Here is a 12,574-nt window from a genome sequence, read left to right as displayed (position 1 = left end):
AATAACATTCTATGAAAAACAGTCTACTTTTCTTTTTAATCATCTCGAACATTTCTTTTTCCCAGAATTTCGCTACACCAGAACAGTATCATTATGGAACTTCCGGATGGGATAACCCTGACCAAACGATCAAATGCCAGGATAATGGATTTTTGCTTATTTCGAGTTCGGCAGGAAATGATCATGATAAGTCACAAGCTAGTTTTGGAGGAGATGATATTTGGGTTGTTCGTTTGAATGCGGATAAAACAATTCGTTGGGAAAAGACGTTTGGAGGAGATCAAGATGATAAGCCTAAATATATCGTAGAATTGGCTAGTGGTAACATTTTAATTCTGGCAGATTCGTATTCTGGAGTTAGTGGCAATAAAACATCTGTTAATTATGGAGACAAGGATTACTGGGTGCTTAAACTATCTAGTGCTGGAAACAAAATTTGGGAAAAATCGTTTGGGACATCAATGGCAGAAGTTCCTTCTACGATATTGGAAATTTCAGACACAAATTATGTGATTATTGGAGGGTCTCAAGGTGGAGTTTCGGGGTCGAAAACGGAAGCGAGTTTCGGAGGTACCGATATTTGGGCAATAGGCATTGATTCTACAGGAACAGAATTATGGCAGAAGACCTATGGAGGGAATTCTGTTGATAGTCCTATGGATCGATTGAGTATTAAGTTGCAAAATAGTAATGTCTTAATTCTGAGTAATTCATTGTCTGGAGTTTCTGGAAATAAAAACACCCCCAATTATGGATCTAACGACGGTTGGGTTCTTGAAATTAGTTCAATGAATGGTCAGATAATTGAAGAAAATAATTTTGGAGGTGCAGATATAGATTATTTATTTCAGGGACTTCAACTTGATGGGGATATTTATCTTGTAGGCTCTTCTCGTTCAGAAGTGAGTGGGAATAAGCAATCTGCTTTACATGGCACCACAGATGCATGGCTTTTAAAATTGGATCAAAATTTAAATATTGTTTCGGATCAAAGTTTTGGTGGAACAAATGCTTCAAGTTTTAAGGGTATTTCGAAGACCGATTTTGGGATGGTAGTCTATGGAGTTGCAAGAAACGATGGGAATCCTTGGGTTGCTGGAACAGTAAAAGGGGCTTATGATGCGTGGTTTGTAGGTTTTGATAGTTTAGGAGATTATCAATGGGATTTTATTTTTGGAACGAATACCAGTATAGATATCGTGAATGGTTTTTTTGAAAACAGCCACAATAATTATACTTTTTCTTACTCAACTACCTCGCCAGGTAATGACGGCGACTTAACCATTTCGAGTTATGGTTCTTATGATTTGTATTTAATTGATTTAACAACTGATTTAGCAGTGCTGGGTAATTCAAAAGAGGAATTTGTTGTGTATCCAAACCCCGTAGTGAATTCGTTATCAATTTCTGGAGCTAAAGAATTATCGTTTTATGAAATTACAGATTTGAATGGTAAGATTGTATCGCGTGGAAATTATTCAGGAGTAATAGATTGCTCTCCTTTTAATCAAGGATTCTATACCTTGAGAATAACTTCAAGCGATCAAGTGTTTGTGAAGAAATTTGTAAAGCAGTAAGGCTTTTATTTCGACTGATTATTCTCTTTCTTACACCCGCATTTTTTCTCAGGCACGGGGTCATAACCAAATCCGCCCCATGGATGACAGCGACTAATTCTTCTTGTTCCAAGCCATAATCCTTTGATTGGCCCATGAATTTTTAAGGCTTCAATCATATAAGCTGAGCAAGTTGGATCGTATCTACAAGCATTTGGAAGAATGGGGCTAATAATCCACTGGTAAATTTTTACAGGGACAATTAAGAGTGAAACAAAAAATTGCTTGATGTATTTCATAACTACTACTTCACAAAGTTACGCAAGAATGGTTGACATTCGGTTTTTGGATTAATTTTATCCCAAGGGTATGGAAGAGATTCATAAAAATCGAAAAAGGAGTATTGCATTTCGTCTAGGATCGAAGTATCTAAGTCAGAAAATAGCCCATATTAAGACCGAAGAAAAATTGGGCTATCAGTTAAATGACACTCAAAAGAAGCAGTTGAAATTGCTTCAATGGCGGGTATACTTTCTTGCTGGAATCATAGGCGCTTGCGCGGTATTGATTGTCATATTTCCATTTCATTTTAGCCATTTATTGGATGCCCAACAGTTTCGTGTTTTTGGCTACGAATTTGAGTTTGAAGCGTATTACATGCTTTATGCGGTAATCATGATTTTTCCAGAAATTTGGTTGTTGAACATACTGAACATCTATGCCGTAAAGCGCATTTGTGAAATCATGCAGTATCCTTCCAAAGAACGAAAAGATTATCAGGAGCAAATTGCGTTATTGACCGAAGCTGGATTGGAAATGCCCGCAAAACACATGCAGCTTTTAGAGATTGATCCGTATGTTGGCTTGACCAAATTTTCCTATTATTCGTTGCTGATTGCTACTAAATTGAAGGCGACACTTTCAAATGTGGTGATGAAATTTTTGGTCAGACGATTATTAGGAAGATACGCTTTGCGCATTGTTACCGATTTGATTGGTATTCCCATTTTTGCTTTTTGGAATGCTTGGGCTAGTGGTCGAGTAATGAAGGAAACACGCATGCGCATTGTTGCTACTGTTGCTACAGATGATTTTTTGAATCACTTCTCGAAAGAAGAATTGGTGGAAGTGAGGGAGATTCTACCTAAGTTGTTTCATTTTATTGCGCAGCAGAAACGCCAATACAATTTTGCACTTTATTCTTTTATGAAAGGAACATTGGATCGAATTCCTGATTTGAATTTGAGTTATGAAAAAGAAGTGAATCTGGATGAGTTGTTTGTGTCGGAAGTTTCAAAAAATCAGTTAATTGCTCGGTTATTGATTTTCGGATTGATTGTTGACGGAACACTTTCTGTAAAAGAGCGTTTAACGATACGAAATGTAGTAAAGGAAGAGTGGTTTCCATTGACGATGAACGAAATAGAAGATGTTTTGAAGATGTATGTGGACGGAGAAGGTTTGAAGAAGTTCTGAATTTTTATCAGTGAATTAGGGTGTGAAATGTTCTTTTTTCTAATCAATTTATTTTCAAAGTCTTGTAACTTTCCGCGAATTGCTTCCTTATTGAAACAATAATTCCCGTCATTAACAAAGTTGAGTGTATTAATTTCTCACAAAAGCATTGCATTCTTCACTTCCTTTTTTTAATTTGCATCATCCAAAACCCAAGAACACAATGAAACGCAAAACTCTTCAAACACTAATTGCGTGTATTCCTTTCCTTTCCTTTGCACAAAGTTCCAATTGGGATAGTGAAATGATTGCCATTACGGAAGGAAATTCTGAACATATTATCATGGGATCGGCTGGTATTCAGGCTGCTCAATGGGATCAACTTCAACATCCCAAATTTTGGCAACAAATCATGATTCTTTCACCCGATTCGGTCTTGGTAAACGTTGGCGCTACGAGACAGATTATTACTAAAATGTCGAATAAAGACTGGCATTCTCAAACGGAAGTTCAAAAAACGATTTTTAAAGACAGCGTCCGAACAGTATTTGGTTTGAGTGCTGATGAAAAAATAAATGTTACAACTGGAAAAAATGACTTCTATCGTTTTGACCTTGTATTTGAAAGTTTGCCGCAAGGTGTTTCTGCTTTTGAGCAATTTGGAGTAGATCCTTGGTATGCACAATCCATTTTGCTGATTGAAAGTCCAGGGAGAATGCAAAAATCATCTGTTGGTGCGTATGGACCTTTTCAATTAATGCCAGCTGTGGCTCGTTCAATGGGATTAACGGTCAATCGTTCAGTTGATGAGCGGAAAGATTTTATGCGATCAGCGTATGCTGCTTCTCAGTTGTTAAAACGCATTTGTATTCCATCTGCGAAAGGAATTGCTGAAGGCGCAGGTTTGACTGTTGATGAGCATTCAATCTGGTTTCGTTTATTGACCATGCATGTGTATCATGCTGGAGCTTTAAATGTGAAAGCTGTCGTTAATGCAATTGGACCTGTTGCTTCAGGGGAAGAATTGATCCAGAAAATGTGGGTAACGAGTGCTGGAAGTTTCGGAAATTGTTCTCAGAATTACTCGCAATTGACATTGGCAGCTCATATTCAATTGGATTACATTGTTAAGCACAAAGGAATTCCAGTTTATAATTGCAATACAATTGTTGAGTAACAAAATTATCCTTTCTTAAACAGGATACTTAAGGAATTAACGCAATGACGGGTGTTTTTTGGAGTGAATCGTTCGCCAGTAAAAACATGGCCAAGGTGTCCATCACAATTTGCACAAACAATTTCTATGCGTCTGCCATCAGCATCGGGAACATGTTTAACAGCTCCTTCAATTTCATCATCAAACGAAGGCCATCCGCAACCAGAATCAAATTTATCTGAACTTTTATACAAAGGAGCTTCACAACGGCGACAAACAAACAATCCTTGTTCTGCCCATTTATTATATTGACCTGTGAAAGGATACTCGGTTCCTTTGCGTACAATAATACGCTCTTCCTCAGGAGTCAGTGGATTCCAATCTTTTTTTTCTTTCATCGGTTTAATTTATGAAGAACAAGATACGAAAAAATGAAAAGAGAAAATCTCAAAAGATGTTAATCAGCCGGAATAGCTAGTTGAGATTCTCATAAAACAAAAAATGGGCTATTGTTTCCAATAACCCATTTCGAATTGCTTTCAACCAATATTAAGCACCCATTCCATCAATTTTATCCATGATTTGTTTGGTGTAATAATCTTTAATTTGTTTCAAGATATTGGTATTCTTATTTTTTGCAGCTACAATCACTTTTGTACCATCTCTATTTACATTGACGGTCATGTATTGAAGAATTTCAATGACTTTTGCTTCGTCTTCGAGTTCTAAGCTTGCTACATCCATTTTTTCAAAAGCAATAAACATCGAAAAGCTGTCTTCACCAAAGTTTTTAGCGTAAGAAGGAAGGTTTATTTTTCCACTATTTCCTTTTCCACTAGAAGCGTAAATTCCTTTTTTAGCAAGTTTCACTTTTAGTTCACCTACTTCATAGGTATCTCCATTTTTAATTCCAAAAGCACCAAATTGTTCTTTCAAAAGCTGTTGTAGAATTTCCCCTTTTGGGCCCATTCCAAGGAAACTACTGTATTCTAATTCCATTCCCATTGCTGATTTTGGATCGCCATTAAGTACAAATCCTGCTTGACCAGAGAATAATTTGGAGAGTGGATTTTCACCCAAAGTTAGCAATGCAAATTTCACTTCTGTAGGTAAACCAGAGATTAGATCTTTTTTTCCATCTGGCAAATAAGAACTGATAAAATCTTCTCCTTTTCTCAAATCTAAATTAACAGCGACTCCCATCCATGGATTTCCTCCTCCTAATTGGCTCACAAGTGTAGATCCGTTTTTGTCTTTAAAGAAAAGTTTGTCTTTCAATTCGTCAGAGAACAAGTTATTTGATTCGAAATTAATTGCTCCATTTTCAAAGTTCACAACTGTTTTAACAAATGCATCTTCCACCAAATTGGTTAATTCATCTTTTTTATCCGCAGGTAAGTTTTCCAATGATGTATTGGAGGTTGTAAATAAACGCGCAATATCGACTCCAGCAACGATGTCGCCTTTTTGTTCAATTATTTCTTGGGTTTTATCTTCCGAAAGATCACCTTCTGTGAAGGTAAAAGCTTCTTTTATTTTTACCTTTCCATCATAATCTCCGGGTTTACTAATGATAATAAGTAATTTTTCGCGAATTCCAAAAGTAACATCATCTTCCTGATGGAACGAAATATCTCCCTCTTTCTCCAAAGAATAGCCCATTTCACTGATAATTGAAGACAAACTATCCTTGTTTTTAATGTTGATGATTGCATAAACGGATTCTGGTGTTCCATTTTGACTGAAAGGAGCCTCCAACGCATAGTAAATCGGTTTGTCGATTTCCAATCCTTTTTTCCAATTACCTAATACGCTTCCCAAGATGATATTTACCTTCGGAATGTTTTTATAATCGGAATTGTTCAGGATGTTCATGGCATCAACATGACCGAAAGCAACTATTTTCTCGTTTGCTTCAATTAAGGCTGAAGTTGCTTCTGCAGCATCTCTTTCTTTTGAATCAGAAGAGCAAGAACTCGTAATTAAAATTCCGCTAAAAGCAAAAATGCTGAAAATTAGCGCTTTAATGTGTTTTTTCATAGGTAAATTTTTGTTTGAAAATCGCTCTCAAATGTAGACTTTCTTTTTAATTTCGAAGATGTATTTTGCAAATTTTATTCCAAACTTAAAACGTTGATTTCGTGCATTTTATTGAGCCTTATTTTAATTGGAGACACTTGTATATCGCATCGGAGGATTCGCTTTCTCCATTTTACAATCGGGAATACAGTGAATTTGAGTTTACAGATCGGATTTATAACTTCTTAATTCATCCTCAATGGGACAATATTGGCTCTAGAACCTTATTCACTAAAATTCTGTTCGCAGACTACGAGGAAGGTTTTGCAATTCTAGAATTTATTGGAGAATGGAATGATGCCATAGAAAATGATATCATGACTTTGAAGCGCAATGTGATTGAAGAAATCATGCAGCATGGAATTACTAAATTTATTTTAATAGGAGAAAATGTACTGAACTTTCATTATTCCGATGATTGCTATTACGAAGAGTGGTTTGATGAAGTGGAAGATGGATGGATTGCGCTAGTAAACTTTCACGATCATGTAATCAGTGAGTTTGAAAAGGCACGAGTGGATCATTACTTTGTGATGGGAGGTGATTTGGAGGATATTGATTGGAGAACAAGCACACCAACGCAGTTTTATGAACGAGTAGACGAATTGGTGCAGAGAAGAATAGGATAATTACGAATTACGAATTACGAATTACGAATTACGAATTACGAATTACGAATTACGAATTACGAATTACGAATTATTTGAACGTTAAAGGCCTTTGCATCCCTAAACTCTTTGCGGTAAAAATAAAACTGCAGAGAAATAAAAACGCAAAGACCTGTAATTCTGTTAGTTTTACTTCGAAATAAAAATTTTCTTCGCTGTCATATTGTTATCAACAGAAACATTTACCATATAAATTCCAGCATTTAATTCCTGATCTAAACGAACTGATAGTGCACTTTCTCCAGCGTTGATTGCCCCCATATTTTCGGTGAATACAGATTTTCCATTCAAATCAACTACGTTGACAAAAACAGAACCAGCTACTTTGCTGTCTAGCTGAATGTTCAATGAATTTGTGATGGAAGAATAGCCAATGGTGGTTTCTACTTTTGAAGTATTCTCTTTAACATCGGCTTGTGTGCCGAAAACATGTTGCGATGTTCGAATAATATCACCAGTTGTTCCAGCGTCACTGTTTGTTTGATTTGTCGCTAAGTAAAAAGTTACCGCACTCGTATTGGTTGCTGGAGAGGTCCAGTTGAAGCTCCAGCTTGCTAAATCATTTCCAGCAGATTTGTGAGTGACACGTGTTTTCCCTCCAGATGTAATTGTTTTTGTGTGTGTTGCATTCGTAATAGCAAATGTTCCAGCCATGGTATTGTTTGAATTTAATGCCACGATTTCAAATCCATTTTTAGCATTTGTTGTTGACATCGTCACATTCACTTGATATACCGTGTTTGGCAGGTATTCTGTTACGGGATTTCCTCCTGAAGATAAAGTGACTAAATTGAAACCAGAACCGCTTTGAACACTTCCTGCATGACATTGTGTGCATGTTCCATCACCCGGAGCCCCAGTTCTTCCTCCAGGACTTCCAGCACCATTTAGAGCATGATATCCTGTGAGTTTTTGAATAGATTCGTTGGGGGAAAAGCTTAGAAGCAGTCCAGATGCTACTAATAACCCCATAAAAAAGTAGTTTTTATTCATAATGCATTTTTTAATAGTTCATTTTCTTTGCCGCATCCACAACATTGAAAATTAGCTTACGTAACTTGAAGTAGTTTTATTCGTTGTGAAATTGTATTGTGACGAAGTTATGTAAGTATGAGGTGTTTATTATTATGAAATTGCAGTGATAACTTATGAATTTCCGAATTTGGGGTGTTTTTTAATTGTTTTGTTTTCCTTGTTGAATCCAACATTGAATTTGTCTAATTAATGAATCGGGAAGAGCTGGTCCGCCTTGAGTCATTAATTGCGGAGACCCTTTTAATGTGTTTAATAGCGCAATTCCATTTTCTGAAATTTCTGCATAATTGGATAAAACTGGATTGGTTCCAGCTCCACTATCGTGACAACTTGCACAGTTTGCTTGAATGATTGGCAAAACTTGTTGACTAAATGAAATAGAATCTGTACAATCTATTTCAATCAAAGCAGCAGGAGCTTTGGCTTTTGAACATGCGGTTGGCAGAATTAATGTTAATGCAAAAATAAAGCTTGCTGCAAGTAATAGTTGAATTAATTTCTTCATGAATTGATAAATAACGGTTTAAAACTGAACCATGAAAGTGCTGGAATAAAGGCAAATGGAATCATATATGTTTTGAAGTAATCAATCATATCCATTGAATCTTTGTTTTTAAATATGGGATCATCCATTTTGAGAATGTAGAAAACAAGTGCAATGGAAAATCCGGAAAGGATGAAATTGGAAAGAAACGCTGCAACTGATTTTTTTTTGATAACAGCAGTAATTCCTGCACTAAGAATGCTAATTCCCAAAGTAATCATGAGTGAAAAATTTAGTAAATGCAAATATCCAGTCGCTTCTGTAAAATCGATTTCAACCATTGATTTGTAAACAGCGGAATAAATCAAAGAAACTAACGAAGAGAAAATTCCTGATACTACCGCCAAAAAGAAGAAGCTTTTAAACATAATTCTTTATTTGGAAGTAACAGGAATTGAATACGAAATATTCATGATATCTGGAACTGCGTCGCTTTTATGTCCTACACCGTAATCAATTCGATTGACTGTGAATTTTCCAGAGAAAGTCAAATCTGCACCAGTTTTTGAAACTGTAGCCGTAATTTTCTTTTCTTTTGTAATTCCTTTCATCGTTAATTTTCCAGTGATAGAGATGTTTTCACCCGTTTTTTCCACTTTGGAAGAAACAAATTTAATCGTTGGGAATTTTGAAGCTTCGAACCACTCGGATGTTTGAGCTTTCTTGTTCTGCATAGAATTTCCAGTATTGATAGAACTCACATCAATGGTCAAATCAAATTTTGCATTGTCCAAATCATTTTCATCAAATTTGATGGTTCCTTTTGCTTTTTTGAATTCGCCTGAAGGATCTTTACTTTTAAAAGCAATGGTAAAATCCTCCTTGAATGTATAATCATTCGTAGCCGTAATTGTAACAAAAGCCGAAGTAGTAAACAAGGAAAGTGCTAATGTGGGATAAAGTAATTTTTTCATAATCTATTTTTTATATATAATGTTCAAATGTTCAAATGTTCAAATGTTCAAATGTTCAAATGTTCAAATGTTCAAATGTTCAAATCAATTTATAAATACGTTGAACTCTTTCAATTTTTTGAACCAATTGAACGTTGTTTTTACTGTCCAAATTCGAACTTTCTTCCGATGCAAAAACCAATCCTAAATTGACCTTTCAACCAGTTTTCATAAGTATTTGTGACGAATTGTGTTTCTCCAAATCCCCGAGAATTGGTTAAATAAATCGTGAAATTGTGTCCGAATGTCAACCACTCAACAGCAAATCCAAGACTGTTAAAATTATTTTTCCGAATACCTTTATCTTGGAAAACTTGGTAATATTCAACCATGATTCCCAAACGCTGTGTTAAAGACCAACGCATGGCACCACCCAGGGCAAAGGTTGTGTTTTGATCATCTGCAGCTACATAGTTTCGATGCACAAGAGTTGGCATCACGGCTAAACTTACCAAATTACCAAATTTCCGTGCGATGTTTAATTGAGCCGAATAGGAAAATCGGTATACTTGTTTTGGGAAATGTGCTACTGCATATTCATCGGGTAAAGCTTTCATATAAGTGTAGAACATGCTTCCAACTGCAGCTATGGAAACGGGCATTCCGCCTCTTTTTTGTTGCAAAAAACGGTATTTCACAAAACCATCTAACAAAGAGCGGTATGGGGTTCCATTTCCTTTGCTTCTTCCAACCCCCACCATAATGTTATTGGTGATTCCGTATTCAAAAGCTAATCTGATGTCACTTGAATTATCAAAACCGAACCAGTTGTGAACTCCTCCATTTGAACCTGCGAGATCTCCGAATCGGTGTTCTACCCGAAATTCGAGAACCCCTTTTCGTAAGCATTCTACGGAATGTCCACTGACAATACGTGTGGATTGAAACGTTTGTTCTACTAAATTGGTGTCAACAGGAGTTTCTTCCGATTCTTCCGAATCAGACTCCAAAGATTGATCTTGTGCTTGCAAAGATGTACTAATAAATAGAGCAAAGCCTATGAAAAGTATTTTTTGAATCATATCGTTAGTTTCATTAGTTTCATTTGTCTGAGCGTGAAAATATGCTATTTAAAATTAATTACCTAGGCGAATAATCCATATTTTACGGAAAGGTTGGAATCCCTTTTGATTATTCTATGAGATATATAGACTGTGTGGGATCAACTAAGTTTTTAAATTTGATTTAAATACATCATTTGCAGGTTGTTGAGTTTTAAAGATATGACTATGTTTGTATCAAGAAAATGACAGATGAAATTGTTTATTCTTCTTATAGCGTTTAGTTTTTGTTTTGCAAGTAGTGTTTATTCGAAGGATAAAACAGTTCTTGTGGAATGGAAATTTAATGGAATAGCAAGTGGTTTTGATCATTTAAATCGACTCAAAGTATTCATTGACGGAATTGATCAACCAATATCAGAAGAAGTTCTTCAAAGTAATCTAGGTAAATATGAGCTAAAAATTTCGAAAGGTATTCATAAAATTCAACTCATAAATGAGGCTTTTTATAACGGTAAATGGCAAGATCACACGTTTAAAAATGAATTTAGCATGGATGCTATTTGCGAATTTGAATTAAATGCGGATGAAGTAGGGAAGGTTCGCGTCGTTTTTGATTTAGATGGCAAACCAACTCTACTTACTCAATTTGATAAAAAAGGGCAGTTAATTCAGCCAAAATTAATTGGTTTTAAAGGAAAACACGTTCCGTTAATTATCGATTGGAAATTCATCAATATTGAGTCGGGTTATGACCATTTATCGCGGATTTGCATCTATGTGGATGACGTGAAATTTGCGACTTCAATTGAGTCCTTGGAAAGTGTTGGGGGCGTTTTTGAGGTAATGATTCCGAAAGGAGAACATTATATTCGGATAGTGAGTGAATGTAAAGGGAAATCCGGCTGGCAAGAACATACAATCGTGAATGATTATTCGACAGATGCTCTTTTAGATCAAAAGATAAAAGTGCTGAAAGCTCAAAAGCTGAAGTGGATTATTGATTTAAATAATGAGCAGACGGTAATTGATTGGGAAAAGTAGATTTTTTGAAAGTAAGATTCAATACGCAATAAAAAAGTCGGAGTGAATCTGCTATTGCATACACCCCGACTTTTAAACTTTTTGATCTTTTCGAACTGTTTTCTATCCGTTCCAAACTCCCATAGAGTTGAACTTTTCAATGCGTTCATTCACTCTTGCTTCAGGAGTTTTTGGGTCTAATTCTTTCAAGTATTCAATGATTTTTGCTTTTACATTTTGGAAACTGCCTTCTTGATCCCTGTGAGCACCAGATAAAGGCTCTTGAATGACATCATCTACCAGTTTCAAACGTTTCATGTCTGTACTTGTTAATTTCAATGCTTCCGCTGCTTTTTCCTTGTACTCCCAAGATCTCCATAAAATAGAAGAACAGGATTCAGGAGAAATAACAGAATACCACGTATTTTCTAACATCACTACTTTGTCACCAACACCAATTCCCAATGCTCCACCAGAAGCACCTTCGCCGATGATGATACAAATTACTGGAACTTTCAACTGCATCATTTCATAAATGTTGCGGGCAATTGCTTCACCTTGACCTCTTTCTTCCGCTTCCAATCCTGGGAATGCTCCTGGAGTATCGATGAATGTTACAATTGGTTTGTTGAATTTCTCTGCCATTTTCATCAAGCGTAATGCTTTGCGATATCCTTCTGGATTTGGCATTCCGAAATTGCGGTATTGACGCATCTTGGTATTGATTCCTTTTTGTTGACCGATAAACATCACTGTTCTTCCGTCAAGTAATCCGAACCCACCAATCATGGCTTTGTCATCTTTCACTGTTCGGTCACCATGCAATTCTTGAAAGGTATTTTCTGAAATTGCATTGATATATGCCAAAGTATATGGTCTATCTGGATGACGAGACAATTGCACACGTTGCCATGGAGTTAATTTCCCGAAGATTTCTTTCGTTTTTTTTACGAGATTTTCTTCAAGAACTCCGATTTTATCAGACATATCAACACCTGTGCTGTTGCCTATTTCGCGCGTTTGTTCGATTTGATCTTCTAAAGCCTTTAAAGGTTCTTCAAAATCTAAATATGTTGACATAATTGACTATTTTGAGGTGCGAAA

General features: G+C 36.0%; 14 protein-coding genes. 5 read left to right on the top strand and 9 right to left on the bottom strand.

Annotated elements, in window-relative coordinates:
• Nucleotides 1–11: 11 nt before the first annotated feature.
• Nucleotides 12–1,577: a T9SS type A sorting domain-containing protein gene (locus FLUTA_RS03145; protein WP_013685397.1), complete on the top strand. Its 1,566-nt coding sequence runs from the start codon at nucleotides 12–14 to the stop codon at nucleotides 1,575–1,577.
• Between the two features lie 5 nt (nucleotides 1,578–1,582).
• On the opposite strand, the gene yidD is transcribed toward FLUTA_RS03145, so the two are convergent.
• The gene (yidD, locus tag FLUTA_RS03140; RefSeq protein WP_013685396.1) at nucleotides 1,583–1,855 is read right to left on the bottom strand and encodes a membrane protein insertion efficiency factor YidD; all 273 of its coding nucleotides are present in this window, start codon (nucleotides 1,853–1,855) and stop codon (nucleotides 1,583–1,585) included.
• A gap of 70 nt (nucleotides 1,856–1,925) precedes the next feature.
• On the opposite strand from yidD, the gene FLUTA_RS03135 reads away from it, so the two are divergent.
• Both FLUTA_RS03135 and FLUTA_RS03130 read left to right on the top strand, forming a co-directional pair.
• Nucleotides 1,926–3,032 carry an LBF_2804 family protein gene (locus tag FLUTA_RS03135; RefSeq protein ID WP_013685395.1) on the top strand — a complete coding sequence of 369 codons (1,107 nt, stop codon included), beginning with the start codon at nucleotides 1,926–1,928 and terminating at the stop codon, nucleotides 3,030–3,032.
• A 202-nt stretch (nucleotides 3,033–3,234) separates the two neighbouring features.
• Nucleotides 3,235–4,188 (top strand): transglycosylase SLT domain-containing protein, encoded by a 954-nt coding sequence (locus tag FLUTA_RS03130; RefSeq protein ID WP_013685394.1) that lies wholly within the window; start codon nucleotides 3,235–3,237, stop codon nucleotides 4,186–4,188.
• Between the two features lie 5 nt (nucleotides 4,189–4,193).
• Here FLUTA_RS03130 and FLUTA_RS03125 read toward each other — a convergent pair whose 3' ends face one another.
• Nucleotides 4,194–4,565 (bottom strand): methionine-R-sulfoxide reductase, encoded by a 372-nt coding sequence (locus tag FLUTA_RS03125; RefSeq protein WP_013685393.1) that lies wholly within the window; start codon nucleotides 4,563–4,565, stop codon nucleotides 4,194–4,196.
• A gap of 151 nt (nucleotides 4,566–4,716) precedes the next feature.
• Nucleotides 4,717–6,207 (bottom strand): hypothetical protein, encoded by a 1,491-nt coding sequence (locus tag FLUTA_RS03120; protein ID WP_013685392.1) that lies wholly within the window; start codon nucleotides 6,205–6,207, stop codon nucleotides 4,717–4,719.
• Nucleotides 6,208–6,308: 101 nt separating this feature from the next.
• Between FLUTA_RS03120 and FLUTA_RS03115 the strand changes: the two genes are divergently transcribed.
• Nucleotides 6,309–6,875 (top strand): hypothetical protein, encoded by a 567-nt coding sequence (locus FLUTA_RS03115; RefSeq protein ID WP_013685391.1) that lies wholly within the window; start codon nucleotides 6,309–6,311, stop codon nucleotides 6,873–6,875.
• A 168-nt stretch (nucleotides 6,876–7,043) separates the two neighbouring features.
• Here the strand turns inward: FLUTA_RS03115 and FLUTA_RS03110 are convergent, their stop codons facing one another.
• The 5 genes from FLUTA_RS03110 to FLUTA_RS03090 form a co-directional block, all read right to left on the bottom strand.
• The gene (locus tag FLUTA_RS03110; RefSeq protein ID WP_013685390.1) at nucleotides 7,044–7,886 is read right to left on the bottom strand and encodes a choice-of-anchor V domain-containing protein; all 843 of its coding nucleotides are present in this window, start codon (nucleotides 7,884–7,886) and stop codon (nucleotides 7,044–7,046) included.
• 202 nt (nucleotides 7,887–8,088) lie between these two features.
• Nucleotides 8,089–8,454: a cytochrome c gene (locus FLUTA_RS03105; RefSeq protein WP_013685389.1), complete on the bottom strand. Its 366-nt coding sequence runs from the start codon at nucleotides 8,452–8,454 to the stop codon at nucleotides 8,089–8,091.
• Complete coding sequence (locus tag FLUTA_RS03100; protein ID WP_013685388.1) at nucleotides 8,451–8,861, bottom strand: hypothetical protein; 411 nt, start codon at nucleotides 8,859–8,861, stop codon at nucleotides 8,451–8,453. Before FLUTA_RS03100 ends, FLUTA_RS03105 begins: the two co-directional genes overlap by 4 nt.
• Before the next feature lie 6 nt (nucleotides 8,862–8,867).
• Entirely contained in the window at nucleotides 8,868–9,407 is a 540-nt protein-coding gene (locus tag FLUTA_RS03095; protein WP_013685387.1) for a YceI family protein, read from the bottom strand.
• Nucleotides 9,408–9,547: 140 nt separating this feature from the next.
• The gene (locus tag FLUTA_RS03090; RefSeq protein ID WP_013685386.1) at nucleotides 9,548–10,468 is read right to left on the bottom strand and encodes a DUF5777 family beta-barrel protein; all 921 of its coding nucleotides are present in this window, start codon (nucleotides 10,466–10,468) and stop codon (nucleotides 9,548–9,550) included.
• Between the two features lie 231 nt (nucleotides 10,469–10,699).
• Between FLUTA_RS03090 and FLUTA_RS03085 the strand changes: the two genes are divergently transcribed.
• Nucleotides 10,700–11,491, top strand: a complete 792-nt coding sequence (locus tag FLUTA_RS03085; protein WP_013685385.1) for a hypothetical protein — start codon at nucleotides 10,700–10,702, stop codon at nucleotides 11,489–11,491.
• A gap of 102 nt (nucleotides 11,492–11,593) precedes the next feature.
• On the opposite strand, the gene FLUTA_RS03080 is transcribed toward FLUTA_RS03085, so the two are convergent.
• The gene (locus FLUTA_RS03080; protein WP_013685384.1) at nucleotides 11,594–12,550 is read right to left on the bottom strand and encodes an acetyl-CoA carboxylase carboxyltransferase subunit alpha; all 957 of its coding nucleotides are present in this window, start codon (nucleotides 12,548–12,550) and stop codon (nucleotides 11,594–11,596) included.
• Nucleotides 12,551–12,574 lie beyond the last annotated feature (24 nt).

This window comes from Fluviicola taffensis DSM 16823 (genome assembly GCF_000194605.1).
In the GTDB taxonomy this organism is placed as follows: Bacteria; Bacteroidota; Bacteroidia; order Flavobacteriales_D; family Crocinitomicaceae; genus Fluviicola; species Fluviicola taffensis.
Note: the sequence above shows the minus strand (reverse complement) of the source record. Positions and strands in the feature narration are given on the sequence as shown.